The organism is Caballeronia sp. 11_S32 (genome assembly GCF_056930355.1).
The window spans coordinates 627,793-653,817 of sequence record NZ_JBXOWH010000001.1 but is presented as its reverse complement, the minus strand read 5'-3'; the positions used below and the strand labels follow the sequence as shown (position 1 = coordinate 653,817).

Annotated in this window: 27 protein-coding genes and 1 pseudogene; 17 read left to right on the top strand and 11 right to left on the bottom strand. The window is 63.3% G+C overall.

The window, feature by feature from the left end; genetic code table 11:
- Positions 1–31: 31 nt before the first annotated feature.
- Together AC1Z32_RS03025 and AC1Z32_RS03020 are read right to left on the bottom strand one after the other, a co-directional pair.
- Positions 32–940, bottom strand: coding sequence for an SMP-30/gluconolactonase/LRE family protein (locus AC1Z32_RS03025; RefSeq protein ID WP_483477220.1), 909 nt, complete (start codon positions 938–940; stop codon positions 32–34).
- The gene (locus AC1Z32_RS03020) at positions 937–1,767 is read right to left on the bottom strand and encodes an NAD-dependent epimerase/dehydratase family protein (protein WP_483477219.1); all 831 of its coding nucleotides are present in this window, start codon (positions 1,765–1,767) and stop codon (positions 937–939) included. The genes AC1Z32_RS03025 and AC1Z32_RS03020 overlap by 4 nt, the downstream gene beginning before the upstream one ends.
- 199 nt (positions 1,768–1,966) lie before the next feature.
- On the opposite strand from AC1Z32_RS03020, the gene AC1Z32_RS03015 reads away from it, so the two are divergent.
- Entirely contained in the window at positions 1,967–2,956 is a 990-nt protein-coding gene (locus AC1Z32_RS03015; RefSeq protein WP_483477218.1) for a LacI family DNA-binding transcriptional regulator, read from the top strand.
- Positions 2,957–3,032: 76 nt separating this feature from the next.
- Here the strand turns inward: AC1Z32_RS03015 and AC1Z32_RS03010 are convergent, their stop codons facing one another.
- Complete coding sequence (locus AC1Z32_RS03010; RefSeq protein WP_483477217.1) at positions 3,033–4,325, bottom strand: MFS transporter; 1,293 nt, start codon at positions 4,323–4,325, stop codon at positions 3,033–3,035.
- 396 nt (positions 4,326–4,721) lie between these two features.
- On the opposite strand from AC1Z32_RS03010, the gene AC1Z32_RS03005 reads away from it, so the two are divergent.
- Together AC1Z32_RS03005 and AC1Z32_RS03000 are read left to right on the top strand one after the other, a co-directional pair.
- The gene (locus AC1Z32_RS03005; RefSeq protein WP_483477216.1) at positions 4,722–5,594 is read left to right on the top strand and encodes a DMT family transporter; all 873 of its coding nucleotides are present in this window, start codon (positions 4,722–4,724) and stop codon (positions 5,592–5,594) included.
- An 85-nt stretch (positions 5,595–5,679) separates the two neighbouring features.
- On the top strand, positions 5,680–7,635 hold the full coding sequence (locus tag AC1Z32_RS03000; protein ID WP_483477215.1) for a methyl-accepting chemotaxis protein: 1,956 nt from the start codon (positions 5,680–5,682) through the stop codon (positions 7,633–7,635).
- 12 nt (positions 7,636–7,647) lie between these two features.
- Here AC1Z32_RS03000 and AC1Z32_RS02995 read toward each other — a convergent pair whose 3' ends face one another.
- The 4 genes from AC1Z32_RS02995 to AC1Z32_RS02980 are packed head-to-tail and all read right to left on the bottom strand — an operon-like array spanning position 7,648 to position 10,125.
- Entirely contained in the window at positions 7,648–8,457 is an 810-nt protein-coding gene (locus AC1Z32_RS02995) for an SDR family oxidoreductase (RefSeq protein ID WP_483477214.1), read from the bottom strand.
- A 43-nt stretch (positions 8,458–8,500) separates the two neighbouring features.
- Entirely contained in the window at positions 8,501–8,701 is a 201-nt protein-coding gene (locus AC1Z32_RS02990) for a hypothetical protein (RefSeq protein WP_483477213.1), read from the bottom strand.
- A gap of 4 nt (positions 8,702–8,705) precedes the next feature.
- Positions 8,706–9,014 carry a non-heme iron oxygenase ferredoxin subunit gene (locus AC1Z32_RS02985; protein ID WP_483477212.1) on the bottom strand — a complete coding sequence of 103 codons (309 nt, stop codon included), beginning with the start codon at positions 9,012–9,014 and terminating at the stop codon, positions 8,706–8,708.
- A 31-nt stretch (positions 9,015–9,045) separates the two neighbouring features.
- Positions 9,046–10,125, bottom strand: coding sequence for a fatty acid desaturase family protein (locus tag AC1Z32_RS02980; RefSeq protein ID WP_483477211.1), 1,080 nt, complete (start codon positions 10,123–10,125; stop codon positions 9,046–9,048).
- Positions 10,126–10,270: 145 nt separating this feature from the next.
- On the opposite strand from AC1Z32_RS02980, the gene AC1Z32_RS02975 reads away from it, so the two are divergent.
- From AC1Z32_RS02975 to AC1Z32_RS02965, 3 genes are all read left to right on the top strand, one after another.
- Complete coding sequence (locus AC1Z32_RS02975; protein WP_483477210.1) at positions 10,271–11,323, top strand: LacI family DNA-binding transcriptional regulator; 1,053 nt, start codon at positions 10,271–10,273, stop codon at positions 11,321–11,323.
- Between the two features lie 79 nt (positions 11,324–11,402).
- Positions 11,403–11,675 (top strand): DUF4148 domain-containing protein, encoded by a 273-nt coding sequence (locus tag AC1Z32_RS02970; protein WP_483477209.1) that lies wholly within the window; start codon positions 11,403–11,405, stop codon positions 11,673–11,675.
- A 497-nt stretch (positions 11,676–12,172) separates the two neighbouring features.
- Entirely contained in the window at positions 12,173–13,252 is a 1,080-nt protein-coding gene (locus tag AC1Z32_RS02965) for a glycosyltransferase family 2 protein (RefSeq protein ID WP_483477208.1), read from the top strand.
- Positions 13,253–13,275: 23 nt separating this feature from the next.
- Here the strand turns inward: AC1Z32_RS02965 and AC1Z32_RS02960 are convergent, their stop codons facing one another.
- Entirely contained in the window at positions 13,276–13,911 is a 636-nt protein-coding gene (locus AC1Z32_RS02960) for a TetR/AcrR family transcriptional regulator (protein ID WP_483477207.1), read from the bottom strand.
- Positions 13,912–14,025: 114 nt separating this feature from the next.
- Here AC1Z32_RS02960 and AC1Z32_RS02955 point away from each other — a divergent pair, with 114 nt between their 5' ends.
- From AC1Z32_RS02955 to AC1Z32_RS02920, 8 genes and pseudogenes are all read left to right on the top strand, one after another.
- On the top strand, positions 14,026–14,868 hold the full coding sequence (locus AC1Z32_RS02955) for an NAD(P)H-binding protein (RefSeq protein ID WP_483477206.1): 843 nt from the start codon (positions 14,026–14,028) through the stop codon (positions 14,866–14,868).
- A gap of 41 nt (positions 14,869–14,909) precedes the next feature.
- Entirely contained in the window at positions 14,910–15,167 is a 258-nt protein-coding gene (locus AC1Z32_RS02950; protein ID WP_062605053.1) for a hypothetical protein, read from the top strand.
- Between the two features lie 112 nt (positions 15,168–15,279).
- The gene (locus tag AC1Z32_RS02945; protein ID WP_483477205.1) at positions 15,280–15,864 is read left to right on the top strand and encodes a DUF1349 domain-containing protein; all 585 of its coding nucleotides are present in this window, start codon (positions 15,280–15,282) and stop codon (positions 15,862–15,864) included.
- Between the two features lie 96 nt (positions 15,865–15,960).
- On the top strand, positions 15,961–17,061 hold the full coding sequence (locus AC1Z32_RS02940) for a LacI family DNA-binding transcriptional regulator (RefSeq protein ID WP_483477204.1): 1,101 nt from the start codon (positions 15,961–15,963) through the stop codon (positions 17,059–17,061).
- Positions 17,062–17,178: 117 nt separating this feature from the next.
- Positions 17,179–17,634, top strand: a pseudogene (locus tag AC1Z32_RS02935) (substrate-binding domain-containing protein); the annotation flags it as partial.
- Between the two features lie 43 nt (positions 17,635–17,677).
- Positions 17,678–18,154, top strand: a complete 477-nt coding sequence (locus tag AC1Z32_RS02930) for a substrate-binding domain-containing protein (RefSeq protein ID WP_483478192.1) — start codon at positions 17,678–17,680, stop codon at positions 18,152–18,154.
- Positions 18,155–18,172: 18 nt separating this feature from the next.
- A complete protein-coding gene (locus AC1Z32_RS02925) occupies positions 18,173–19,690 on the top strand; it encodes a sugar ABC transporter ATP-binding protein (RefSeq protein WP_483477203.1) in 1,518 nt (505 codons plus the stop codon).
- Between the two features lie 22 nt (positions 19,691–19,712).
- The gene (locus AC1Z32_RS02920; RefSeq protein ID WP_483477202.1) at positions 19,713–20,987 is read left to right on the top strand and encodes an ABC transporter permease; all 1,275 of its coding nucleotides are present in this window, start codon (positions 19,713–19,715) and stop codon (positions 20,985–20,987) included.
- On the opposite strand, the gene AC1Z32_RS02915 is transcribed toward AC1Z32_RS02920, so the two are convergent.
- The gene (locus AC1Z32_RS02915) at positions 20,988–21,776 is read right to left on the bottom strand and encodes an aldolase (protein WP_483477201.1); all 789 of its coding nucleotides are present in this window, start codon (positions 21,774–21,776) and stop codon (positions 20,988–20,990) included.
- A 249-nt stretch (positions 21,777–22,025) separates the two neighbouring features.
- On the opposite strand from AC1Z32_RS02915, the gene AC1Z32_RS02910 reads away from it, so the two are divergent.
- Entirely contained in the window at positions 22,026–22,229 is a 204-nt protein-coding gene (locus AC1Z32_RS02910; RefSeq protein WP_008347993.1) for a cold-shock protein, read from the top strand.
- Positions 22,230–22,485: 256 nt separating this feature from the next.
- Positions 22,486–22,950 carry a hypothetical protein gene (locus tag AC1Z32_RS02905; RefSeq protein WP_483477200.1) on the top strand — a complete coding sequence of 155 codons (465 nt, stop codon included), beginning with the start codon at positions 22,486–22,488 and terminating at the stop codon, positions 22,948–22,950.
- 243 nt (positions 22,951–23,193) lie between these two features.
- Here the strand turns inward: AC1Z32_RS02905 and AC1Z32_RS02900 are convergent, their stop codons facing one another.
- Positions 23,194–23,961 carry a sulfite exporter TauE/SafE family protein gene (locus AC1Z32_RS02900; RefSeq protein WP_483477199.1) on the bottom strand — a complete coding sequence of 256 codons (768 nt, stop codon included), beginning with the start codon at positions 23,959–23,961 and terminating at the stop codon, positions 23,194–23,196.
- Between the two features lie 81 nt (positions 23,962–24,042).
- Between AC1Z32_RS02900 and AC1Z32_RS02895 the strand changes: the two genes are divergently transcribed.
- Positions 24,043–24,933, top strand: coding sequence for a LysR substrate-binding domain-containing protein (locus AC1Z32_RS02895; protein WP_483477198.1), 891 nt, complete (start codon positions 24,043–24,045; stop codon positions 24,931–24,933).
- On the opposite strand, the gene ppk2 is transcribed toward AC1Z32_RS02895, so the two are convergent.
- Positions 24,930–26,021 (bottom strand): polyphosphate kinase 2, encoded by a 1,092-nt coding sequence (gene ppk2 / locus AC1Z32_RS02890; protein WP_483477197.1) that lies wholly within the window; start codon positions 26,019–26,021, stop codon positions 24,930–24,932. The genes AC1Z32_RS02895 and ppk2 overlap by 4 nt on opposite strands.
- Between the last annotated feature and the right edge of the window lie 4 nt (positions 26,022–26,025).

Genomic DNA, 26,025 nt, shown 5'->3' with positions numbered 1-26,025 from the left:
GGGGCGAACAATTCGCCCCGTTCAGTGAAGATTATGCGACCGGTAACACACCTGCGTATTCTGGTTCCGGTAAGCCTTGCACACCGGGGTTCAATGCGAACACATAACCGTCGTCGTCAGTGGCATTCGTTGCCGGACGAATTGTCGTGACATAGAGCGTCTTCAGGTCGCTGCCGCCGAACGCGCACATCGACGGCTTGCTCGCGGGGAGTGCGATCTCGCGATCGAGCTTGCCTTGCGGCGTGAAGCGCAGCAGGCGTCCCGCGTCGTTCGCGCAAGTCCAGTAGCAGCCGTCGGCATCGACCGCGGCGCCATCGGGGCGGCCCGCGTAGTCGTGGAGATCGGCGAACACGCGTTGCGCGCTTGGCGTGCCGCTCTCGGGGTCGAAGTCGAATGCCCAGACAAGACGCCGTTGCGGATGCGAGTCGGACAGATACATCGTCCTGCCATCGGGCGACCACGCGAGGCCGTTCTGGGTGATCAAACCCTCGACGACGGGCGCGGACAGCACGCCGTTCTCATCGAAACGATAGAGCGCGCCGACCGAACTTGCGAGCGACATGTCCTGCACCATCGTGCCCGCCCAGAAACGCCCTTGCCTGTCGCAACGGCCATCGTTGAAGCGCATGCCTTTTGCGGGAAACGCAGGCGCGGCGAGCTTGACGGCGCGCGGCTCGCTCGCATCGGAGAGCGTCATGCCGAACATCCCGCTCTCCATGCCGGCGACGACGCGCCCCGCCCCATCGAACGCGAAGCACGCGACCTGTTCGGCGAACGCCCATTCCGTACGGCGCGCGCTTGCGATATCGAGCCGCACGATGCGCCGCGCCGGAATGTCGACCCAATAGAGCGCGCCCTCCTGCGCACGCCATACCGGACATTCGCCGACCGTCGCGCGCCCGCCCGCCTCGATTCGCTCCGCGCGAATCGCCGCGCTCATCGCTTGCGCTCCATCGGCTCGCCGAGCACGAACGGGCCGCCCTGGAAGCACTGCGCGGGATCGTCGCGATCGGCAGTGGGCGCGGTGACCGGAAAGAGTCCGTTGAACTGCGTGGAGCTGTCCTGCGGATTGAAGCCGATGAAGCCCGCCTTCGAGTTGTCCCACCACTTCACCGGATTGTCCGAGACGCCATACACCACCGCATGGCCGACACGGTTCGCGAACAGCGAGCAACGCACCAGTTCGATGAAATCGCGGAAGCTCAGATACGTGACGAGCATGCGCGGATTCTTGGGCTCCTCGAACGACGAGCCGATACGCAGGTTCACCGTCTCGATGCCGAAGCGGTCGAAGTAATAGCGCGACAGCGATTCGCCGAAGCACTTCGTCACGCCATAGAGGCTGTCCGGCCGATGCGGCGAGTCCGCGTCGAGCACTTCAGTGACGGGATGAAAGCCGATTGCATGGTTCGAGCTCGCGAACACGATGCGCTTCACGCCGTAGCGGCGCGCCGCTTCGTAGATGTTGTACGTGCCGCGGATATTCGCTTCGATCAGATCGTCGAAGGGCGCGTCGATCGAGATGCCGCCGAGATGGACGATCGCATCGACGCCCTCGACGAGACGCATCACCTTCTCGCGATCCGCGAGATCGACGGCGCTCACTTCTTCATGGCTCGCTGCATCGTCGAGCGGTGCGATGTCGGAGAGACGCACGACATCGGCCCATTGCGCGAGCGCGCCGCGCAACTGGCGGCCGAGATTGCCGGCCGCGCCGGTCAGAAGCAGGCGCTTGAATGGCTTGCCCGCTGCGTTTGGCTGATTCATGGAGACTCCTGTCGAATTCGTGGTAATGCGTTGAAAGCAAAAAGGAAGAAAACGTTTTCGGGACTATAGCGACCGGCTGCATGAGCCGTCAATCGACGTTTGGCATGCAAAAGGCCGCATGCAAAATGCGTAATGCACTGTCATTGTTTCCCGATTTTCTGCGACAATCCGTTAACACTGCGAAAACGTTACCCTCCGAATGAAGAAAATTTCCCCGACCATTCGCGACGTCGCCGCCGCAGCGGGCGTATCGGTCGCGACGGTATCCAAGTACATCAACGGTGCGCAGCGCTTCTCCGCGCCCGTCGAAGCGAAGCTCAAGGAAGCAATCGATTCGCTCGGCTATCGTTCGAACCCGCTCGCGCGCTCGATGATCACAGGCAAGACGCGCACCATCGGACTCACGATCCTCGACATCAGCAATCCGCACTTCACGCACGTCGTGAAGGGTGCGAACCGCATCGCGCTGCGGCACGACTACACGCTCCTGCTCGTCGATATCGACGAGAACCAGGCGCGCGAACGTCCCCTCATCGAAGCGCTCGCGCAGCGCGTGGACGGCCTGCTCGTGAGCTCGCGCCTCGCCGACGAAAACGCCAAGTGGATGCTCGATCTCGACAAGCCCGTCGTCCTGCTGCGCAATGCCGAACTGCCCATTCCGAGCGTCGGCATCAACAGCCGTCTTGCTACCTACATGCTCGCGCGGCACCTGCTCGATCTCGGGCATCGCCGCATCGCGTATCTCGGTTTCGAGCACGCGCGCATCAACGACGAACGGATTCGCGGTGCACGCGAATGTCTTGCCGAAGCGGGCCTCGAGCTCGACATCTACGAAGCCCACGCGCCGACTTCTCTCGCCGGCGAACAGGCTTGTTCGCGCGTGATGCTCGGGCCGAAGCGGCCGCAAGCGGTGATCTGCTACAACGACCTGATCGCGCTCGGCTTCATGAAGGAAGCCGCGTCGCTCGGCATTCGCGTGCCGCAGGACGTGTCGGTGACCGGCATCGACAACGTGCCTTACGGCGCGTATGCGGCACCGGGCCTCACAACCGTCGACATTCAAAGCGAGAAGATGGGCGAACTCGCCATGCAGAAACTCATCGACGCCCTCAACGGTCATCCGGACCCGGGCAACTCCATGTTCGAGCCGCGGCTGATCGTGCGCGAATCGACTGCTGCCGCCGCATGACGCGCGCCGCGCCGCCTGCATGTTGCGAGTGCTGGCGGCGCGGCGCATGGCGATGCGTATTACCCGTTGATACGAATTACGCGGCGAGCTTCGCCGGCTTCATCTTCGGCGTGAGCATATGCATGATCGCGAAGGCGATGAGATACGCCGATGCGCCGATCGCGAACAGCACCCAGTAGTGGCCCGTGCGTTGCAGCACCTGGCCGATCACTTCCGAGAACAGCACGCCGCCGATCGAGCCGGCCATGCCGCCGATACCGACCACCGCGCCCACCGCACGGCGCGGGAACAGATCAGATGCCGTCGTGAAGAGGTTCGCCGACCAGCCCTGATGCGCCGCTGCCGCGAGGCCGACGATCGCCACGGCGACCCACAGATTCTCGGCTTGCGATACGAACGCGATCGGCAGCACGGCGCATGCGCAGATCAGCATCGCGGTCTTGCGCGCTGCATTCACGGTCCAGCCCGCACGCAGCAGCGCCGACGAAATCCAGCCGCCGCCGATACTGCCGATGGTGGTGATCGCATAGATCACGACGAGCGGCAAGCCGATGTGCTGCATGTCCATACCGCGCGATTCATTGAGCCACTTCGGCAGCCAGAACAGGTAGAACCACCACACCGGATCGGTCAGGAACTTGCCGACGATGAACGCCCACGTCTCGCGCTTCTTGATGAGCTCCTTGAAGCCCGGCGCGCCCGCTTTCGCGTGAGCGGCGGCGTCGGCGGCGTTGGTTTCGTCGCCTTCGTCGGCGATCTCGTCGTCATGCGCGCGTCCGTCGGGCTGGCGATACATCACGAACCACACGACGAGCCACACGAGGCCGATCGCGCCGACCATCACGAACGCCGAGCGCCAGCCGAAGGCCACCGCGAGCGCCGGGATGAGCGCCGGTGCGAACACCGCGCCGATGTTCGCGCCGGAGTTGAAGATGCCCGTCGCGAGCGCGCGCTCACGGCGCGGGAACCATTCGGCGGTCGTCTTGATCGCGGCCGGGAAGTTGCCGCCCTCGCCGATGCCGAGCAGCGCGCGGACCATCGCGAAGCCCATCACCGAGCCGACGGCCGCGTGCAGCATCGCGGCGATGCTCCACACGAACATCGCGAGCGCGTAGGAGATGCGCGTGCCGAGCCAGTCGACGATGCGCCCGAAGCAAAGGAGACCGATCGCGTAGAACGCCGAGAACGCGATCACGATGCGGCCGTACTGCACCTGCGTCCAGCCGATGTCGTGCTGCAGCATCGGGGCGAGCAGACCGAGGATCTGCCGGTCCATGTAGTTGATGACCGTGGCGAAGAAGAGCAGCGCGCACACGGTCCAGCGATAACGGCTGGCGGTACGCACGACGCCGGCAACGACAGTGTTCATGAAAGTCTCCGGACGCGGCGGCGCTCGTCGTGCCGCGTTCTTTGTTGCGTGAAACGGCGACGAGCGCCGTGGGCGTGGCCTTGAGGTGAAGCCGCAATGCCGGCCTGGTTTTGGAAAACGTTTTTCGAAGGATAGTGCGTTTGTTGCCAAGTGGCTATCCTAGTGTTTGCCCTAATGAAGCCGCAGACAGTGTCAGAGCGGGTCACAAGGCTTCTTCGAGCCACGACTTTCCCAGTACAGACGAAAGTTAATCGTTTTCTGCCCAGTTTCCTTCGGCCGCCCGATCCGTGCGACTCGTGGTTCTTTGCATTACGCCTTTTGCATGCCATTTGGCGTTTTGCGTGCGGGCGCGCCTGTATGATCGAACCCCCACAAACAACAACAAACCGCCTTCTCATGCCAGCTCGTCTGACGGGGTTCGTCTATCTGCTCGTCACCGCCACCGGCTGGGCGCTGAACTGGCCCGCCATGAAGGTTCTGCTCCGCGAGTGGCCGCCGCTCTTTTCGCGCGGCGTCGCGGGCATCGCCGCCGCCGTGCTGCTCGGCGTCATCGCACGCTTCGCCGGCGAGAACACGCGCGTGCCGCTCGCGCTCGTGCCGCGGCTGCTGCTCGCGTCGGCGATCAACGTCTTCGCGTGGATGGGCTTCTCCACGCTATCGATGAAATGGCTCTCGGTCGGCGAAGGCGCGCTGCTCGTCTACACGATGCCGATCTGGGCGATGCTGCTCGCATGGCCTATCGCGAAGCGCAAGCCGTCGATCGCGGGCTTTTGCGCGCTCGCGCTCGGTCTTGCGGGCGTCGTCGTGCTGCTCTCGGCGCACGGGCTTTCCTTCGATGCCGGCAAGATCGCCGGCATCGCATTCGCGCTCTCGGCCGCGGTGTTGTTCGCACTCGGCACCGTCATCACGCACGGGCCGATGCCCATCGCCCCGATCACGCTCGTCGCCTGGCAAGTCGGCATCGGTTGCGCGCCGATGATCGTGCTCGGCCTCTTCATCGAGCATCCGGTGTTTTCCGCGCTCAAACTCGATGGCTGGGCCGTGCTCGTGTACATGAGCCTCGTGCCGATGGCCGTCTGCTATCTCGCGTGGTTTGCGACGCTGCGCCATCTGCCCGCCGATGTCGCGTCCATCGGCATGCTGCTCGTGCCGATCATGGGCATCGTCGCGGCGGCGCTCGCGCTGGGCGAGCCGCTCGGCGCACGCGAAGCGGTCGCGATGGCCCTCACGCTCTCGGGCGTCGCCCTGGCGATGAGGCAACGTCGATGACGCCTCGCCGTGGGAAGAATTAAAGATCTTTTAAGTATCTGCCGATAAGAGTCGCTACAACTCTTTTATCGACCAGTCATACTCCATGCTTCGTAATACCCTGGCCCGCATGAATGTCGGGACCAAGTTCGCCGTGCTCGCGTGCGCGCTCACAGCAGCCGTCGTTGCCTTCTTCACCATCGCCGTCACGAAAAGCGCGGGCGAGCAAGTGGACACGCATGCGCTGGCACGCGTCGAAAGCGAGAATCGCTCGATCGCGACGATGATCGGCCTCTTCGACAAGGCCGTGAGCGCGGAAGTCATGCGCTTCATGACGATCTTCGCGCATCGCCTGCCGTCCACTTTCGCGCTCGACGAGACGCGCACCGTGGACATCGGCGGCGTGGCGACGCCGACCTTTCTCGCGGGCGACACGCCGCTGAACAACGACTTCACGATCCCCGATGCGTTCCTCGAGGAAAGCGGCGCGATCGCGACGATCTTCGCCCGCACCGGCGACGATTTCGTGCGCGTGACCACATCGCTCAAGAAGCAGGACGGTACGCGCGCGATCGGCACGCTGCTCGATCGCAAAGGCCCCGCGTACGCGCCAATGATCGCGGGAAAGCCGTATATCGGTATCGCGGCGCTATTCGGCAAGCAGTACATCACCGAGTACAAGCCGGTCAAGGATGCATCGGGACGCGTGATCGGCGCGCTTTTCGTGGGCGTCGACGTGACGTCCGAATTCGCCGCGCTGCAGGACACGATCGCGAAGCTCGTGATCGGCGCGAGCGGCTATCACTTCGTGATCGATGCATCGGGCGGCGCGAATCGCGGCAAGCTGCTGGTGCATCCCGGCTCGAAAGGCCAACTGGCCGATGAACGCGTGGCCCCATTCAGGCAGATGCTCGACGCGCACGAAGGCGCGCTCGTGTTCGACGGCGCGGACATCTCCGGCGCGGACGCGCGCGTGCACGGCGGCACGAAGGAGATCGTCTACATGACGGTGCCGCAATGGCAATGGATGATCGGCGGCATCGCGTATCGCGACGAACTGCTCGCCGGTGTCCACCAGAGCCGCAACCGCTTTCTCGTTCTCGGGCTGGTCGTCGTCGCACTGCTCGTCGGCGTGCTGCTCTATGCGGTCACGAAGCTCGTCGGCCGCCCTATCGACGACGTGACGCGCGCCTCCGAGCGCATCGCCGCCGGCGATCTCACGGTGCGCATCGACAGTGCGCGCAAGGACGATATCGGTCGCCTGATGCGTGCGATCGACGGCATCGCGCACGGGCTCGCGGGTATCGTCGCGCAAGTGCGCAGCGCGTCGGCCGACATGAACGAAGGCACCGCGCGCATCGCTTCGGGCAGCAGCGATATCGCGACGCGCATCGCCACGCAGGCGGCGAGCGTCGAGGAAACCGCGGCAAGCATGGAAGAGATCACGTCGACCGTGCAGCAGAACGCGGCGAATACCGCGCAGGCGGGCACGCTCGTCGCCTCGGCATCGGATGCGGCACGCGCGGGCGGTGACGCCGTCGGACGCGTGGTCGAAACGATGGGCGAGATCGATGCATCTGCGCGACGTATCGCGGACATCACCGCGACCATCGAAGGCATCGCGTTCCAGACCAACATTCTCGCGTTGAATGCAGCCGTCGAAGCGGCGCGCGCGGGCGAGCACGGCAAGGGCTTCGCGGTGGTCGCATCCGAAGTGCGCGCGCTCGCGCAACGCAGCGCGGACGCCGTCAAGGAGATCGAGGCATTGATCGCCGAGTCCGCGCAGAAAGTCTCGCACGGCTACAAGATCGCCGAGGAAGCGAGCGACACGATGAGCGGCATCGTCGAGCGGGTCTCGCGCGTGAATGCGATCGTCGACGAGATCGGCGTTGCGTCGCGCGAGCAGGCGAGCGGCATCGAGCAGGTGAACAGCGCGGTCATGCTGATCGGCGAAGCGACCCAGCAGAACGCGACGCTCGTTGGTGAAGCCGAGCACTCCACCGCCGAACTGCGCGATCAGGCCGAGCGTCTCGCGCGCGCTGTCAGCATGTTCCGCGTTTGATTCACCGTTCGCTCAGAGGGGTTCCTGCGGATGGGGCGCGTCGTCATACGCGCCCCATACCGATTGATCGAAGTTGATCATCGAGCCCGTCATGAGGCCGGACTCCGCGCTCGCGAGATAAGCGACCGCACGCGCCGCTTCGTTCGTGTTGATCAATCGCCCGAAGGGTTGCGCGGCTGCGGCGCGTTCGAGCCAGTCATCGTCCGCGCCATGATGTGTGCGCTGGATACGGTCCTCACCTTCACTCGCCATCCAGCCCAGATTCAAACCGTTCACGCGAATACGGTTGCGCAAGAGCGCATAGGCCGTGTTTTGTGTGAGCGTCGCGAGCGCGCCCTTCGACGCGCAATATGCGGCGATGAACGGCTGCCCCGCCATCGCCGACATCGAGCAGATGTTGACGATCGCGCCCTCCGTCTGCTCGCGCTTCATGATGCGGAACGTGTCTTGCATCAGAAAGAACGGCGCGCGCACGTTCGTCGCGAACATGCGGTCGAAGAGCTCGGGATCGGTGTCGAGAATCGTGCCGCGATCGGTCGTCGCGGCCGCGTTGACGAGCACGTCGACGCGCCCGAACTGCTCGTCCGCAGCGGCAATCACCGCACGGCAATCCTCCATGCGCGAAAGGTCCGCGGCGACGAAACGCACTTGCGCCCCGCTCGCTTCGGCAAGCTCGCGCGCCTTCTTCTCGCCCTTGTCCTTCGAGCGCGCGCAAATCACGATGCCATGCGCGCCGCGCTCCGCAAAGAGCGCGGCCACCGCCGCGCCCAGACCTTGCGCCCCGCCCGTGATGACGGCGACCTTGCCTTCGAACTGGCTCATCGTTGTTCTCCTCGCCTCTTCGCCTGCCGCTCGAGCAAGGCCTTCAGCTTGATAGTTGCATCGCTAAGCATTCCGCCGCCGGCGGCAGTCCACGCTCGACGAGCATGCGCGCGAGCTTCATCTCTTTTGCGATCGCACTCACCGCGCCGAAGCTGCTCGCACCGACGCGCTTGCCGTGCGCGCGCTCGCCGACATGTCCCGCGCCGACGACCGCCACCGCGCGTTCGCGCGCATCCCGAGTCATGGTTTCAGACCTCGATGAAAATACGCCCGCCCTCGACTTTCGCGGGGTATGTCCTCAACTTTTCGCATACGGGCGCGCACAGCGGCCGGCCGTCGCGGATGTCGAAGCGTCCGTTGTGCTTCGGACATTCGATCACGTGATCCATCACGAACCCGTCGCTGAGATGAACGTGCTCGTGGGTGCAGAGGCCGTCGCTGGCGTACACCGCATCGTTCACGCGGTAGATTGCGAAGGTGCGGCCATCGTGATCGAAACGCATCACGTCTTCGTCATCGATATCGTCCATCGAGGCTGCGTCGATCCATTGCGTCATGGCGAGTCGTCTCCTTATCGTTGAGTTGCTTTCATGCTTGCGTCGCCGCGGGCATGGGCCGCTCGACGTAATACGACGGATCGCGCGTCTGCCGCACGAGCGCCGGGATGATTTCCGCATAGGCCGCGAAGGTGCTTGCGTAGGGCGGCGGCATGTCGTGCTTCACCGTGTCGTAAAGACGCGGCAGCGCGTGATACGGCACCATCGGAAACATATGATGCTCGACGTGATAGTTCATGTTCAGATATAGAAACCGGAACACGGGATTCATCATCACGGTGCGGCAGTTCTTGCGATGATCGAGTACGTTCTCGGGCATGCCCGCATGCTGCGTGAGGCCGAAGAAGAGATAGAGCCACGCGCCGTAGAGGCTCGGCAAGCCGATATAGAGCAGCGGCAAGATCGAATGAAAGAAGAAGCACGCGGCGATCACCACCGCATGGATCGCGAGCGTCACGCGCGCCTCCAGAATCACCTTCGGCCATTCGGACTCGGGCACGTAGGTCTTTTCTTCTTCGCCGATATTGCCGAACGCCGATGTAACGATCTTCGGCACTTCGCCCGCCGCATGCTTCAACGCAAACACATTGAGCGCGATGCTCAGCCAGTCGGTGGGCAACGGCACGGCGATTTCACGATCGCGTCCTACGACGAGCGTATCCGTGTGATGACGCGCGTGGCTCCAGCGCCAGACCGTGGGCCGCCGAAACACCTGAAACGACGCAACCTGATAGAGCGCCTTGTTCATCCACGAGGTCTTGAATGCGGTCCCGTGCCCGCTCTCGTGCCAGCGTGAATCCGCCGGGCTGCAATAGAGCGTGCCATAGAGAAGAAAAGCGGGAATCGCCCAGAGCGAATGCGCGTGCCAAGCAAACCAGGCAAGCACGCCGCTCGCGATGATCGCCGCGTACCAGAGCAAGGTGTCGCGGATCGCGCGCGCGTCGCTGCGCTGTATCAGGCTCTTCATGACGGGACGCGGCACCGCGCTCTTGTACCAGTCCGCGCTCACGAGACCGGCCGCCTTCGCGCGTTCGCCCGCGCCGCCGATCAATCCGTAATCACGATGCCGATCACGCGCACCCACGCCCTGGAATTGCTCAGAACCCATCATGTCACCTCATCCGATGATTGGAATTGCATCATTCGTCCTTGTTGGATCGATGATAGGAGCCGCGCATTGGCCGCGCAATATTCTCACGCATTTGCTATCTTTAGGCATCATCGCGTGAATTGAAAAACCATCATTTACATCAGAGATGAGCAAGCGTCCCACACTTCAATCGGTGGCCGAGGCTGCGGGCGTCAGCCCCGCCACGGTCGATCGCGTGTTCAACGGGCGTCTGAGCGTGCGTGAGGGCACGGCTTTGCGCGTGATCGAAGCGGCGGAACGCATCGGCTATCACGGCGCGGGATTGATGCGCGACCGCTTGCGCGCGCAGCGCGGCGAGCGTCACGAGCGGCATACGCTCGGGTTCTGCTTGCAAAAGCGGGCCGATCCGTTCTATCAGACGTTCGCGCGCATCCTGACCGACGCGGCCGCGCGTCACGAACCCGAGCATTGCACGGCTGTCATCGAGTACATGGACGAACTCGACCCGGCTTCCATCGCGCGCACGCTGCTTTCGCTCGGCGAGCAAGCCGATGCGCTCGGCGTCGTCGCGGTGGATCATCCCCATGTGACGGCCGCGATCGAAACGCTCCACGGACAGGGAAAGCCCACCGTCACATTGCTCTCGGATCTGAGCGCCCCATTGCGCGCGGGTTATATCGGCGTGGATCCGCGCAAGAGCGGACGCACGGCCGCGTGGGCCGTGAGCCGGCTCGCGCGTCGCGACGAAGGCACGGTGGGCGTGTTCGTCGGAACCCCTCGCTATCTGGGTCAGGAAAGCTGCGAGATCAGCTTTCGTTCCTACTTGCGCGAACATGCACCCGGACTGCGCGTGCTCGATACGCAGATCAACCTGGAGGACAAGCAACTCGCCTATGAAGCAACACTCGCGATGCTCGCGCGTCATGCCGATCTCGCCGGCCTCTACATTCCTGGTGGCGGTGTGGGCGGCGTCATTCGCGCACTGCGCGAAGAAGCGGCGGGACGTCGCATCGTGACGGTTTGCAGTGATCTCATGCCGGACCGGTACGAGGCGCTCGTCGAAGGCGTCATCGATCTCGTCATCGATACGCCGCTTCAGCGCATCGCCGAAACGGCCATACAGGCGATGCTGCGAGCATTGCAGGCACTGCCGGGCGAGTCCGCGCAAGCAAGCCAGTATCCGCTGCCGGCGCAGCTTTACACGCCGGAAAACGTGTGAGGGCGGCCACGGCTAACCGTCGTCTAATTCTCCGGGCCTAGTCTTCTTTTCGAGTTCCACTCATTCAAGGAGAACGATCATGAAGAAGATATTGGCCGCCCTGCTCGCATGCGCCGCGCTGGCGCCGATGCTGTCCTATGCGCAGTCCACCGCGCCCGTCACGCGCGCCGAAGCCGATAGTCAAGTTGCCCAGACGGAGCACGACGGAAGCATGCATCAGCCCGGAACGCACTACTCCGACAGCGTGTACGACCGCGAGTATGGTGCAAGCACCGACGGCACCGCGCAAAGCGGATGGGCGACGCAGCCCTCCGCGCAGGCGCTCGGGCAACAGCTTTATATGCATCACTGAGATCGCGGGTGGTATTTCGCTTGCTGGCTGAGTGTCCGTGCAGGCGCCGCGTGAAAGCCGGGCAGTAGTTTTTTCATCCCGCCGGCCGAAGATGTGCCGGTGAGATGAAAAATATGCGGAATGCAGCACCACGAGCGCCGTGCGGCGATTTTTTTACTAGTATTCGCCGTGGAGCATGTTCGCTTTCTACCTTCGAGTGTCACGGCTTTGTGTTTTTGAAAGGCTAATATGCACGCACTTCGGGAACCTGCTCTAGCAAAGCCGCTCTATTAGCGTTTGTTCTTATCGACATGCACTTGAGGCTGGGGCATTCGAGGCCCGCCGTGTGACGTGAAAATGCTCCAACAATAAGGGTCGCCGGACCGGCCGCATTCATCAGACCAATTGAGTGACCCACCGTGCCGCGTGTTTGCGTGCAGCGCGGCGGGCATCGACGACGGCTCTTTGCGACCCGCGCGCGAAGAGACAGAGCTAAATCATCCGACGGAGCGTCATCCATGCCGCTTGAGAGTGACTCTTTGCGAGACACGAACCCGCTGCTCAGCATCGTCGTGGCGGCTTACAACATCGAGGGATACATCGAGGAAGCGCTCGAGTCCCTCCTGTCCCAGCCACATATCGACGCGATGAAGATCATCGTGGTCGATGATGGTTCTCGCGACGAGACCTATGCGGCGGCACGCGCGATCGTCGAACGCGATCGCGGCGTGCACATCGAACTGATGCAACAGGAAAACCAGGGGCTGAGCGCCGCGCGCAATACGGGGCTCACCGCGGTTCGCACGCCCTATGTCGGCTTTCTCGACGGCGACGACATCTATCTGAAGGGCTTCACGGAAGCGCTTATGCCGGTTCTCGCCGAGCGCAAGTGGGATGTGGTCGAATACAACGTCAAGATTATCGACGACGACGGGCGCGAGCTCGATCAAATCAGCCTGGTCGACGACGCTTCGGGCGGCGGCCGGCCTATGGACCGGGCGGCGCTGCTGAAATTCGCCGAAGACTTTCATACGTTCGCGTGGGCGCGCGTCTATCGCACCGACCTGTTCGACGCTGCGCCGTTTCCGGTGGGACGGCACTATGAGGATGCGGCGATCGTGCCCTCGACCTATCTTCGCGCGAACAGTCTCTATCGCATTCCCAAGCCGTTGATCGGCTATCGCCGGCGCTACGGCAGCATCACGCAACGCGCTACGCTGCGTGACGTTCAGGATCTCCGTGCCAATGGCAAGGAAGCACTCGCGCGCTGCGACGGCAGCGACATGGACGACTTCTGGCTCACCGTTTTCGACAAGCTGTTTCGCCGCGCATGCCATGTTTGCGCGCGCGTGGATCGCGGATCGTTCAAGCAGGCATCCGAGACGCTCACGGCCATGGCCGTGGACCATCGCAAGACGCGCGCGACACTCACCGAGCGCAGCGGGCGCGAAGTCGTCGAGCTCGCGCCCTTCGATCTGAACGTGCGCGCCGATCGCTCGATCCACTTCCTCAAAGGCCTCGTGAAGAAGCTATTGAAACGCAGCCTCGATCATCATCAGCGGGAGCGGCGCCCGGGCACGTCCCCGTTGAGTGGATGAACGCAGGCCTGCGAGCGTAGTTTTCAGGCCTCTTCTATCGCTCGCGAACTCATCCGTTTATAGGCGTCGACCAGCAAAGCGCCCTCGCCCCGCTTGTGCGCGACGGCGAGGCGCATCGTTTCTTCGCCCATTTGCCAAATGAGGAACGCGAGCGCATTGACGCGCTTGCTGTCCGCACGCGGCGTCACGCGCCGGATGGCCGTCGCGAGCATTGCGCCGCACGCCTTGCTCTCCGCGATTTCGATGCTCATCAATTCCTTGTCCGATCGCAGCGCCGACGATATGTCGCGCATCACGGGCTTGTCCAGCACGATCTCATAGTATTGATCGACGAGCGCGCCGAATGCGTCGAGCAGTTGCGTCTTGTTCTGCACCGCTTCGAGCGCATCGCGCACACATCGGCGGCTCTCGGCCGCGTAGATCTCGGCGAGCGTTCGCACGATCGCGCGCTTGTCGGGGAAATACTGATACAGCGAGCCGATCGATATCTCCGCGAGTTCTGCGATCTCGCTCATCTTCACGTGCTCGCTGCCCTTCTCCGCAATGAGTCGTTGCGCGATCTCCAGAATGCGATCGAGCCGTTCGCGGCTGCGCTGTTGCGCGGGTTGCCTGCGCGCGGCGGCTCTTTTCGGTGCGACTCGCGGCGGCTTCTCTTGCATGGCTCTTCCTTTGCCGCACGAATGCGCGCTCAAAAATTCTTGACAGTCGAATGTGAGTATCTATCATGTTTAAAACGTGAGCAACTCTCACTTTTTTTAACACAGGAGACTGTCATGGCTCATTCGGACTTCGATGCCGCGCCCATCCTCGTTCTCGGCGCCAACGGCAAGACGGGACGCCGCGTGGCGGAGCGGCTGCGCGCACGAGGGCAAAACGTTCGCGCGTGTGCGCGCTCCACGCAGCCTCGCTTCGACTGGAACGATCGCGCGACATGGAGTGCGGCGCTCGAGGGCGTGCAGCGCGCATATGTCACGTATCAGCCCGATCTCGCGATACCCGGCGCACTCGATACGGTCAGCGCGTTCTTCGATACGGCCCTTGCCAGCGGCACGGAGCGCATCGTTCTGCTCTCCGGACGCGGCGAGGAAGAAGCACAAGCGGCAGAAGAAGCGCTGCAACGCTCGGGCGCGAGCTGGACCATTCTGCGTTGCAGCTGGTTCATGCAGAACTTCAGCGAGAGCTTCCTGCTCGATCCGATCCGCGAGGGCACGCTCGCGCTGCCCGTCGGTGATATCAAGGAACCGTTCGTCGATGCGGAAGATATCGCCGATGCCGCTGTCGCCGCACTCACGCAGCCAGGCCATGAGAACAGGCTCTACGAGCTGACGGGCCCACACGCGATCTCTTTCGCCGAAGCGCTCGAATGCATCGCGCAAGCGTCGCGGCGCGATCTTCGTCTCATGCCAGTCCCGCCCGATGCGTTTCGCGCGGGGCTGCTCGAAGCGGGTGTATCGAAGCCGGAGACCGATCTGATCCTCTACCTGTTCACCACCGTGCTCGATGGCCGCAATGCAGAGCCCGCCGAAGGCGTGCGTCTCGCGTTGCATCGCGAAGCCCGCTCGTTCGAGGACTATGCAAGGCGCACGGCGGCCGGCGGCGTCTGGGACGCGTTGTGAGGCGAACGTTAGCCCTTATCGTTTCGCGGTAGACTGAACGGATGGAAAAATGTCCCTACTGTGAACGAATCCGTGACGAATGGGATTGTCACGGTCAGGAATGCCGCACCAACATTGCCCGCGCGTTGCGTCGTCAGCGCATGGGTTTGCCGATGGTTCCCAAGGTTATCCGCAATGAAATTCCGGCGGGCGCGTCGACGGGCGAAGTGATCGCCCAGTTGTCGCGTCAACGCTTGCGCGCGCGGCGCGCGAACGAAGAGCGCCGCGCGCGCAAGGAAGCGGAAGACCTCGATCTTTGATCGCAAGGCGCCGCATCGAACGCGCGTGCGTTTCATATGATCATCCGTCACTCGCCTGATGCGCGCCGCGTCATGACATACTTGCGCAGCCCATCCTCGCGAAGGAGACGCCATGTTCGAGCAATGCCGATGGATCAACGAGCCCGCGCAATGGCGTGTCGAAAAGGACATGCTCTTCGTCACCACCGACAAGAACACGGACTTCTGGCGCAAGACGCATTACGGCTTCGTGCGTGATTCGGGCCACGTTTTCGCGGCGAGCGTGAATGGCGATTTCACGGCGGATGTCGCGGTCGACGGCGACTTCTCCGCGCTCTACGACCAGGCCGGCCTGATGGTGCGCGAAAGCGCCGAGCGCTGGATCAAGGCCGGCGCCGAATACAACGACGGCGCCCTCACGTTCAGCACCGTCCTCACGAACGAACTCTCCGACTGGTCGCTCGGCTCGCGCGCCGATACGAACCGCTTCCGCCTGCGCATGACGATCGCGCAAGGCGTATTGAAAGTGCAGTGCAGCGCCGATGAACGCAACTGGACGCTCATGCGCCTCGCGCCCTTTCCGGCGAGCAGCGCGAATGCGCGCTGGCTCGTCGGCCCAATGTGCTGCACGCCCGAGCGCGGCGGCCTCACCGTGCGTTTCTCAGACTTCAGGATCGGCCCGCCCGTCGTCAAGGACTTGCACGACATCTCGATGTAAGGCGGCGCGCCCGGCTCGGTAAAAACACTCATTTGCTCCGCGTGTCGGCGCTTTCTAATATTCTGAAACGTTTCAGAATATCGACGATACCGCGCCTTGGACTCGAGAAAAAAACCGGCCTGCACCCTCAAGGATGTCGCCAATGCGGCGGGCGTCTCGCTCGGCACTGCGTCGAAAGTCATGGCGGGCGCGGAAGGCGTGAGTCCCGCGCGACGCCAGCAAGTATGGGAAGCCGCGCGCAAGCTCGGCTATCGGCGCAACAGCCTCGCGGCCGAATTGCGCAGCAGCCGCTCGACATCCATCGGTTTCGTCGTGCCCGACCTGACGAACTCGTTCTTCATTCAACTCCTGTGCGTGGTCGAGGATCACGCGCTCGCAAGCGGTTATCGTCTGTTGCTCGCGCATGCGCAGGAAGATCCCGAGCGCGAAGCCGAGCGCATACGCTTCGTCCTCTCGCGGCAAGTGGCCGGCATGATCATCATTCCCTGTCACGGCTACGATCACGCCATAGAAGAGCTGCGCGAATGCGATGTGCCGCTCGTCATGGCCGATCGCGTCGACAACAGCTTTCCCGCGAACACCGTCACCACCGACAGCCGCCGCGCCGCGAGCGATGGCACCGAGCATCTGATCGCGCTGGGGCACAAGCGCATCACATTCATTGTCAACGCGCTCGATCTCGTCAACAGCCGCGAGCGCGCGGACGGCTATCTCGACGCGATGAAGCGCGCGAGCCTTGCGCGTCATGCGCGCGTGGTCGTATGCGGGATGACGGATACCGAAAGCCATGCGGCCACGCTCGGTCTGCTGTCTGAGCGCGAGCGCCCCACAGCGCTCTTCACCGGCGCGAACGTCGCAACGCTTGGCGCACTACGCGCGATACGCGATGCCGAATTGCGCCTGCCCGAAGAAATTTCGCTGCTCTCTTTCGACGATGCCCCGTGGATGTCCGTGCTGCATCCGCGCATCAGTTCGATTCATCAACCGGTGGAGGCCGTGGGCCGCGCGATCTGGCAACTGCTGCATAAACAGTTGCAAGGCGAATCATCGCCGGAGCCAGTGCATTTGCGCATGAAAGCGGATCTGCGTGTGCGCGAAAGCACCGCGCCGCCGTACAAGGCATCGGGAAAAGAAAGCGGCGTCGCGCCGCATGGCGCCGCGCGCACACGCAAGCGAGCCGTGCTCGCCGATCGCTAGCATCAAGTTATAACGTTTTATTTTTTATCGACGATCAGCATCGATCGGAACCAGCGAGAGCAACAGCACGACCCGAAAACCAGACCCGAAGCTGGCAACCATAACAGGAGAGACGCAATGGACAGCAAACGACGCATCATCACCGCGAGCCTCATCGCCGCACCGCTGGCGGGCGCGGTCGGCACGTTCTCGGCGCTCATCGCTCAGCCGGCGTTCGCGCAGCAAAAGAAATACCGCTTCGGGTTCTCTCAGGTCACCACGGTCGAGCCGTGGCGCGTGCAGTTCAACAAGGATATGAAAGCCGAGGCCGCGAAGCATCCCGAGGTCGAACTGATCATTGCCGATGCGGGCGATCGCACCGACAAGCAGAACGCCGACATGGAGAACTTCATCACGCAGAAGATGGATGCGATCTTCATCTCGCCCAAGGAATCGGCGGGACTGACGGGCGTCGTCGAAAAAGCCTTCAAGGCGGGCATTCCCGTGTTCGTGCTCGATCGCGAAGTGAACGGAGATCAGTTCACGCAGTTCATCGGCGGCGATAACGTGCAGATCGGACAGGAAGCGGGCAACTTCATCGTCAAGCTGATGGGCGGGCCGGGCAAGGCGCAAGGCAATCTCGTCGAGATATTGGGGCGGCTTCGGCGCGCAGCCCGCGCACGATCGTCACGATGGCGCGGACAAGGTCGTCGGCAAGGAGAAAGGCATCAAGCGCGTGGGCGAGCGCGTCGATTGCGACTGGAAGCAGGACAAGGCTTACGACTACATGAAGACCGTGCTGCGCGTGCAACCGAAGATCGACGTGGTCTACGCGCACAACGATCCTATGGCTTACGGCGCGTATCTCGCCGCGAAGGATGCGGGCCGCGAGAAGAGCATCAAGTTCGTCGGCATCGACGGCTTGCCGCAGGAAGGCGCGACGTGGGTCGAGCAAGGCCTGCTCGCGGGCACCTTCATGTATCCGACGCCGGGCGCGGAAGGCATCCGTCAGTCGCTCAAGGTGCTGCATGGCGACAAGGTGCCGAAGAAGGTCACGTTGCCGACGCAGGGCATCTTCCTCGACAACGCGAAGCAATACATCGCGAGCCACTGAGCGAAGCGGAGATACGCGATGGCAACCGTGAGCGCGCCGCTCATCGAAGCCGCGGGCCTGTCGATCTCGTTTAATGGCAGCGCCGCGCTGTCGGGCGTCGATTTCGATGTCGCATCGGGCGAGATACACGCGCTCGTCGGCGAGAACGGCGCGGGCAAGTCGAGCCTGATGAAGATATTGGGCGGCCTTTATTCGCCCGATGCAGGTTGTATCCGTGTGCGCGGCGAGACCACGCGCATGACGGGCGTGAACGACGCGACGCGCGCGGGCATCGCGATCATTCATCAGGAGCTGAACCTCGTCGATACGCTCTCCGCCGTCGATAACATCTTTCTCGGCAAGGAGCTATGCACGCGCTTCGGTTTTCCCGATCGGCGCGCGATGTATGCGGCCGCCGCGAAGATGCTCGCGCAACTGGGCTTTCGCGCGTCACCGGATACGCTCGTCGGCACCTTGCGGGTCGGAGAGAAGCAACTCGTCGAGATCGCGAAGGCGCTGCTCGCCGATGCGCGCGTGCTCATCATGGACGAGCCGACGTCCGCCCTCTCCGATACGGAAACGCAAGCGCTGCTCACGCTCACCAAAGAGTTGCGCGAGCGCGGCATGGGCATCGTGCTGATCAGTCATCGGCTCGGCGAGGTCTTCGCGGTCGCGGATCGCGTGACTGTCCTGCGCGATGGAAGGCGCATCGCGACCTTGCAGATGCGGCAGGTGGAATCGTCTTCGGCGCTCGTCTCGATGATGATCGGAAAGGATTTCGCGCCGCCCGAGCGCACCGAAGCCGAAGCGCCGCAGGAACGTCCGCTCGCGGTCCACATACGCGGCCTCACGTTATGGGGACCGGCGCGCGCGCTCGTATCGGATGTGTCGTTCGCCGTGCAGCAAGGCGAAGTGTTCGGCATCTCGGGGCTGCTCGGCGCGGGCAAGACCGAAATACTCGAGGCGATCTTCGGCGTGTCGCAGTATCGGCGCGAAGGCGAAATTCATGTAACGGGCAATGCGCGCACGATCGATTCGCCCGATCGCGCGGTCGCCGCCGGACTCGCTTTCGTCACCGAGGATCGCAAGAAGGACGGGCTCGTGCCCGATCAGTCGCTCGAAGCGAATCTGCTCTTGCCTTCGCTTTCGCGCGCGCCGGGGTTTCCGTTGTATCGGCGCGGCCGCATGCAGGCTTGGGCCGCATCGCGGGCGCGGGCATCGAACGTGAAGCACCGCCATCTCGCGCAGGATGCGAGCACCTTATCGGGCGGCAATCAGCAGAAGCTCATCATCGGCAAATGGCTGATGACGAAGCCGCGCATACTGCTACTCGACGAGCCGACACGCGGCGTCGATGTCGCGGCGAAGGCCGAGATCTATCGGCAAATACTCGCGGCCGCACGCGAAGGCGTGACCGTGATCGTCGCGAGTTCGGAGATCGACGAGCTGATGCTGCTCTCCGACCGCATCCTCGTGATGTGCGAAGGACGCGCGCGCGGTGTGCTGACACGCGAGCAATTCTCGGGCGATGTACTCATCAGGATGGCATCGCCCTGAGCGATGAACGGAGACGCAAATCATGCTCCACGCGCAGGACCAACTCGCCGAGCCAACGGCCACCGCACGCCAGCGCCACCTGAGCACGTTCCTCACGTATCTGAAGTACTACCTGGGGCTCATCGTGCTGCTCGTGGTGGGCGCGCTCACGTCGCCGCACGCGGCCGACGGCGGCAACATCTTCCTGTCGAGCGCGAATATCTCCGACGTGTTCCGGCAAGTCGCCAATGTCGGCGTGATTTCCATCGGCATGACGCTCGTGATCATCACGGCGGGCATCGATCTGTCGGTCGGCGCGATCATGGGTCTCGGCAGCGTGCTCACCGCGATGCTGCTCACCACCGACGGCTGGAATCGCGCGGTGTACGCATCGCTCGTGCTCGATGCGGTCGCGGTGTTCGCGATCGTATTCGCGGCGCTCGGCGTCGTGCGCGGCATCATGCGCGCCCGCGATACGCATGCGGCGCGGGCCGCGAGTCGCGCGCCCATCGCAATGGAAGCCGGCATCGCGCTGGTCATCGCGGCGTTGGCGTGCGCGTATATCGCGCTGCACGGCGGGCATCGCATGCCGCTTCTCGCGGTGATGTGGATCGTGCCGCTCGCGGGCTTCACGCTCGGCGCGCTCAACGGCTGGATCATCACGCGCGGACGCATGCAGCCCTTCATCGTGACGCTCGCCGCGATGGTCGGCGTGCTCGGCGCCGCGCGCCTGATCGCGGGCCAGGACACGGCCGTGTATTCCATCTATAGCGGCACCAATGCGACGACCGATATCGAGGCGCTGCGCGCGCTGCTCTTCAACGTGGTGCCGGTGCCCGCCCTCTTCTTTCTGGTGATTGCCATCGTGGTGAGCGTCGTGATGAATCGCACCGTGTTCGGCAAGTATCTCTATGCGATCGGCGGCAATGAAAAATGCGCGGTGGTGTCGGGCCTCGATGTCGCGCGTCACAAGATGGCCGCGTATGCGATCTCGGGGCTGCTGTCGGCGCTCGTCGGCCTGCTTTACGCGGCGCAGTATCGGCAGGGCAAGGCCGATGCCGGCATGGGCTGGGAACTCGATGCGATCGCCGCCGTGGTGATTGGCGGGACGAGTCTTGCGGGCGGCGTCGGACGCGTGTCGGGCACGGTGGCGGGCGTGCTGATTTTCGGCTTCTTGAGCAATATCCTGCTGCTCAATGATATCGACAGCAATACGCAACTCGTGCTCAAAGGCCTGATCATCGTGATCGCCGTGTTTCTGCAGCAGGCGGATATGGGCAAGCGGGGATGGTTCAGGCGCTTTGGCACGCGCAAGTAATCACGCTTCGAAGTCGATGCTTCTCGCGCGCAACTGCCGCATCCCGCTCGCGAGATGCGCCCGCGCACTCTCGGCATCGCCCGCGCGCATCTGCTCGTAGGTGCGCTGCGCGACCTCGTGCGGCACCGGCTTGAGCGGCCGGTTCGCGCTCATCGCGCGCAGTTGCACCTCCGCCGCGCGCTCGAGATAGTAGAGATCGTCCCACGCCTCAGCGATAGTTGCACCTGCAACCATCACGCCGTGATTCTTGAGGAAGAGGAGATCGGCGTCGCCCATCGCGCGGGCGATGCGGTCGCCTTCGGCATTGTCGAGGGCCAGGCCGTTGTATTCCTCGTCCACGGCCGTGCGGCCGTAGAACTTCAATGCGGTCTGCCCCGCCCACACGAGCGGCGGCCCTTCTAGCAGGCACAGCGCCGTCGCGTTCGGCATATGCGTATGAAATGCCGCCTTCACGCGCGGCAGCAGCTTATGCACGCGCGCATGGATAAAGAACGCGGTCGCTTCGGGCGCGCCCTCGCCTTCGATGACATTGCCCTCGAAGTCGCATATCAGAAGACGCGACGCCGTGATCTCGCTGAACGCATAGCCGTATGGGTTCACGAAGAACAGATCGTCGCGGCCGGGCACCATCGCCGAAAAGTGATTGCAGACGCCCTCTTCATAGCCATGCAACGCCGCCAGCCGGAAGCAGGCCGCGAGCTCGCGACGCGCCTGCAGAATTTCGGGCGCATCGAGCCGAAGGGTGCCGGACGTGACGCGTTGCGCGGCGTTGGGAAGCGTGTGTGCCATGGAAGCGTGCCCTTTGTCGTTTGCCGGACCGAATTGTCGAGGATAATCAAAGGCGCGGGCAAATATTGTCCGATAAAAAAGATTTCAACCCGAACGGCGGGCGCGGGACGTAGTATGACGCACATATGTCGCGTCTCTTAGCAAAAACGCTTATTTGAACTCGGCGTTCTGGCATGGTAAAACTCTGTGTCGCTCGAAAAATTCGAAGCGCAAACTTCAACGAAATTCGTCTCAAAGGGTTTGGAAAAAATGGCAACAGGTACCGTGAAGTGGTTCAACGATGCGAAGGGTTTTGGTTTCATCACGCCGGATGACGGCGGCGAAGACTTGTTTGCACATTTCTCCGAGATCCAGTCAAAGGGTTTCAAGTCGCTCCAGGAGAACCAGAAGGTGAGCTTCGAAGTCAAGCAAGGCCCCAAGGGCAAGCAGGCTTCGACGATCCAGCCGCTGTAAGTCAAGCGTCCTCGCCCTATGGCACGAAACGGCCCGCATGGGCCGTTTTGCATTGGTGAGGCCGGAACTTCGAACAAATGATTCCTCTGTGCGATGAGCGATTCTCCGGCGCGAAGATCGTCCGCGACGTACCCGCAGTTAATAAATTATCAGCATCTGTTTAATATTCAAGGTTATACCGGTTCGCGACAGCGCGAAATTATTTCCTCTTATTCGTGTGAACTCGTCAAGCGATCGGAAAAAATGCCGTGCACGCATGCGGCATAAAACAAACTTATTGCTCGTCGCGCTTTGGTTCCTCACATGGGACGCGCACGCGCAAACGTTTTCCTCCAATGCGAAAGCTGCGCGCTTCGTCGCCGACGTCGTGATGAACGACTTCCACACGGCCCAGGCGGGCGGCGGCTATGTCTTCTCCTACGATAGCCACGAAACCGAAGCGTCCCTTTCGACGAAGCTCGACCGCTGGTTCTCCGGCGCCGACCCGCTCGCCATCTCCATGGAGCCCGCCGAGAAGCAGGCGCTCTTCAGTTTCTACTGGGCGGCGACCATGATGTCCGCGAACTCGCCGTGCTTCCGCGATATCGCCGAACCGGCGTGCGGTGCGGATCTGTCGAAGTGGATGGCGCGCGAACTCGACGACGATCCGCGTTTCATCCGTGCCTACGAGTCCGCGCGAAAGCCGCTCGGCCTGCCACCGCTCGAGCGCAACGCGCGCTGAGCGGCGAGCGCTCGCGGCCGCCGCGAAGCGCGTCGCATCGCGCATTGCGCCGGAAACACGCGGCGCACGCATGCCGGACTTGCGAAGGCCCGGGCTCATCGTCCAGGCCGTCATCGCGCAGCAAGGCAATCTTCGCCGCGACGCTCAGCAGCAAGGACAGCGCACCGATGGTCTCGAGCAAGGCGGGAATCATGATGGTCTCTCCGAACGTCGGCGTGCGCGTTCATGTGCTTCGCGTGTGCATCATCGATGCGACATTATCGGCCCGTAAGTCTTCACGAAAAATGCGATCGTGATGCCGGCGCTCACCAGCAAGGTGCCCGCGCGTATCCAGTGCGGCGGCGCGCGCCGGCCCAACTGAGCGCCGCCATAGCCGCCCGCGATCGCCGCGAACAGCATCGCGATGGTCTCCGGCCAGCGCACCGCCTGCGCCGCCGCGAAGGTCAGCACCGCGACCGAGTTGGCCGCGCTCACGAGCAGCGTGCGCGGCGCATTGAGGCTCTTCAGGTCGCGCGCATCGAGCAGGCCCCATACGGCCATCATCATGATGCCGACCGCGCCGCCGAAATATCCGCCATACACGCCGAGCACGAACTGGATCGACAGCACCGCCGCCGCGCCGATATGCCAGCGCCGCCGCAGCGCCTCGCCGAGCTTGCGGCCGAACGCGAGCGTGAAGCTCGCGCACAGCAGCAGCCAGGGCAGCACGAAGGAAAAAGTCTTCGACGAAGTGGACAGCAAAAGCGCCGCGCCGACGAAACCGCCGATGAGCGTCGTGACGAGCATCTTGCGGATGGACACCGAGCCGACAGGACCGAGCCCATCGCGATAGGCCCATGCGCTCACGACGCCGCCGGGAAACAGCGCGACGGTGCTCGAAGCGTTCGCCTGAACCGGTGGCAAGCCAACGGCGATCATCGCGGGCAGGCTCACGAACGAGCCGCCGCCCGCCAGCGCGTTCATCGCGCCCGCGAGAAAACCCGCGCCGATAACGAGAAGAAAGGGTTGCATGCGACAGATGCTAACGACGCCGCCCGCCGCTTACAATCTGGCATTTCCAATGCGAGGCTTCGGCAAAACCGAAGGATGCGGATGCGTTTCGACCTCACCGACATGCGGCTCTTCCTGACCGTGATCGAGCGCGGCAGCATCACGGCGGGCGCGCAGGCGATGCATCTCGCCCTGGCTTCGGCGAGCGAGCGCATCGCGGGAATGGAAGCCGCGCTCGGCGCGCCGCTGCTCGAACGCAACCGGCGCGGCGTGCAGGCGACCGCCGCGGGCGACGCCTTCGTGCGACACGCGCGAGCAATACTCGGCCAGGTCGAGCAGATGCGCGGCGAGTTGCGCTCGTTCGCGACCGGGCTCAAAGGCCGCATCAGACTGATGTCGAACACGGCGGCCCTCGCCGCCTTTCTGCCGCCGCGCCTCACGCGGTTTCTCGCAGCCCACCCCGATCTTTCGATCGATCTCGACGAGCGCCCGAGCGTGGATATCGTGCAGGCGATTGCCGAAGGGCGCGCCGATCTCGGTGTCGTGTCGGATACCGCGGACCTCGGCCGCCTGAAGACGCATCTGCTCGCGCAGGATCAACTGGTGGTGGTGGCGAGCCGCGCCCATCGCCTTGCGGGGGAAAGCGCGGTGGCGTTCGCGGAAGTCGTCGGGGAAGCGTTCGTCGGGCTGTCGGATGCCGCGCTCGAAATGCATCTGGCCGAGCGCGCGTCCAGGCTCGGCAGGCAGATCAGCTATCGGATTCGCATGCGCAGCATCGACAATGTCGCCATGCTCGTCGAGGCGGGCATCGGGCTCGTGATCCTGTCGGAGGCGTCGGCTCGCATGCTGGAGAGGCCGGCGCTTGCCATCGTGCCGCTTTCGGAGCCGTGGGCGACGCGCCGCCTGCATCTGTGCGCGCGCGATTTCGACGCGCTCACACCGCACGCGCGCCTGCTCGCCCACGCATTGATGGACGGCGCGGACGCAGGCTAAAACGGCCGCCCGACGATGAACGGGTCCACCGCGCCGATCGCCTTGTGATCGCGATTCGCATACGGCAGCCTGTGCAACACATAGCGCATCGCGTTGAGGCGCGCGCGTTTCTTGCAATCGGAGCGCACGACGGTCCAGGGCGTGTCGGCGCTATCGGTATGAGCGAACATCGCTTCCTTCGCTTCGGTGTACTCGTCCCACTTGTCGAGCGATGCGAGATCGACCGGGCTCAGCTTCCACTGCTTGAGAGGATGAATTTCGCGCTCCTTGAAACGGCGGCGCTGCTCGGTGCGGCTCACCGAAAACCATAGCTTGATGACGTGCGTGCCGCTTTGCGACAGATGGCGCTCGAACGAGGGCACCTGCTGCATGAATTCATCGTATTCGCGCGGCGTGCAGAAGCCCATCACGCGCTCGACGCCCGCGCGGTTGTACCACGAGCGGTCAAAAAGGACGATCTCGCCCGCAGTCGGCAAATGCTCCACGTAACGCTGAAAGTACCATTGCCCACGCTCGCGTTCCGACGGCTTTTCCAGCGCGACCACGCGCGCCCCGCGCGGATTCAGATGCTCCATGAAGCGTTTGATGGCGCCGCCCTTGCCCGCCGCGTCGCGCCCTTCGAAAAGAATCACGACGCGCTGGCCGGTCTCCCGCACCCACGCCTGCAGCTTCAGCAACTCGACCTGAAGACGATACTTCTGCTTCTCGTACGTGCGCCGTGCCATCAGGTTGCGATACGGATAGCCGCCCTCGCGCCATGAAGGCGATAACTCGTCGTCGGGATGGAGCTTGCCGTCCGCCGTTCGCAGCACCGCTTCGCCGTCGAAAAGCCGGGCGCGCAGCATCGCGATTTCATCCGGCGACATGCCGCCGATCAGGGTTTCGACGGCATCGACGAGCGATTCCGTTCCTTCCGCGCCTTGCGCGGCGAATTGCCTGAATACGTCATCGATGCCGTTCGTCAGCAGGCCGTGCGCGGCCTCCACCGCGCGCCCTGTCTCCTGCTGTTCGATGCAGGCCGCCATTGCGCGTGCCACGACATCGGCGTCATTGGATTCGGCAGTTTCATCTGGCGATATCGACTTCATCCAT

Coding starts and splice junctions, on each gene's coding strand:
- AC1Z32_RS02975 (WP_483477210.1), top strand. CDS start 10,271: ATGAGCAAGCGTCCCACACTTCAATCGGTGGCCGAGGCTGCGGGCGTC.
- AC1Z32_RS03015 (WP_483477218.1), top strand. CDS start 1,967: ATGAAGAAAATTTCCCCGACCATTCGCGACGTCGCCGCCGCAGCGGGC.
- AC1Z32_RS02910 (WP_008347993.1), top strand. CDS start 22,026: ATGGCAACAGGTACCGTGAAGTGGTTCAACGATGCGAAGGGTTTTGGT.
- AC1Z32_RS02995 (WP_483477214.1), bottom strand. CDS start 8,457: ATGAGCCAGTTCGAAGGCAAGGTCGCCGTCATCACGGGCGGGGCGCAA.
- AC1Z32_RS02905 (WP_483477200.1), top strand. CDS start 22,486: ATGCGGCATAAAACAAACTTATTGCTCGTCGCGCTTTGGTTCCTCACA.
- AC1Z32_RS02985 (WP_483477212.1), bottom strand. CDS start 9,014: ATGACGCAATGGATCGACGCAGCCTCGATGGACGATATCGATGACGAA.
- AC1Z32_RS03005 (WP_483477216.1), top strand. CDS start 4,722: ATGCCAGCTCGTCTGACGGGGTTCGTCTATCTGCTCGTCACCGCCACC.
- AC1Z32_RS02920 (WP_483477202.1), top strand. CDS start 19,713: ATGCTCCACGCGCAGGACCAACTCGCCGAGCCAACGGCCACCGCACGC.
- AC1Z32_RS02950 (WP_062605053.1), top strand. CDS start 14,910: ATGGAAAAATGTCCCTACTGTGAACGAATCCGTGACGAATGGGATTGT.
- AC1Z32_RS03025 (WP_483477220.1), bottom strand. CDS start 940: ATGAGCGCGGCGATTCGCGCGGAGCGAATCGAGGCGGGCGGGCGCGCG.
- AC1Z32_RS02990 (WP_483477213.1), bottom strand. CDS start 8,701: ATGACTCGGGATGCGCGCGAACGCGCGGTGGCGGTCGTCGGCGCGGGA.
- AC1Z32_RS02900 (WP_483477199.1), bottom strand. CDS start 23,961: ATGCAACCCTTTCTTCTCGTTATCGGCGCGGGTTTTCTCGCGGGCGCG.
- AC1Z32_RS02945 (WP_483477205.1), top strand. CDS start 15,280: ATGTTCGAGCAATGCCGATGGATCAACGAGCCCGCGCAATGGCGTGTC.
- AC1Z32_RS02895 (WP_483477198.1), top strand. CDS start 24,043: ATGCGTTTCGACCTCACCGACATGCGGCTCTTCCTGACCGTGATCGAG.
- AC1Z32_RS02915 (WP_483477201.1), bottom strand. CDS start 21,776: ATGGCACACACGCTTCCCAACGCCGCGCAACGCGTCACGTCCGGCACC.
- AC1Z32_RS03000 (WP_483477215.1), top strand. CDS start 5,680: ATGCTTCGTAATACCCTGGCCCGCATGAATGTCGGGACCAAGTTCGCC.
- ppk2 (WP_483477197.1), bottom strand. CDS start 26,021: ATGAAGTCGATATCGCCAGATGAAACTGCCGAATCCAATGACGCCGAT.
- AC1Z32_RS03020 (WP_483477219.1), bottom strand. CDS start 1,767: ATGAATCAGCCAAACGCAGCGGGCAAGCCATTCAAGCGCCTGCTTCTG.
- AC1Z32_RS02980 (WP_483477211.1), bottom strand. CDS start 10,125: ATGATGGGTTCTGAGCAATTCCAGGGCGTGGGTGCGCGTGATCGGCAT.
- AC1Z32_RS02970 (WP_483477209.1), top strand. CDS start 11,403: ATGAAGAAGATATTGGCCGCCCTGCTCGCATGCGCCGCGCTGGCGCCG.
- AC1Z32_RS03010 (WP_483477217.1), bottom strand. CDS start 4,325: ATGAACACTGTCGTTGCCGGCGTCGTGCGTACCGCCAGCCGTTATCGC.
- AC1Z32_RS02925 (WP_483477203.1), top strand. CDS start 18,173: ATGGCAACCGTGAGCGCGCCGCTCATCGAAGCCGCGGGCCTGTCGATC.
- AC1Z32_RS02955 (WP_483477206.1), top strand. CDS start 14,026: ATGGCTCATTCGGACTTCGATGCCGCGCCCATCCTCGTTCTCGGCGCC.
- AC1Z32_RS02965 (WP_483477208.1), top strand. CDS start 12,173: ATGCCGCTTGAGAGTGACTCTTTGCGAGACACGAACCCGCTGCTCAGC.
- AC1Z32_RS02960 (WP_483477207.1), bottom strand. CDS start 13,911: ATGCAAGAGAAGCCGCCGCGAGTCGCACCGAAAAGAGCCGCCGCGCGC.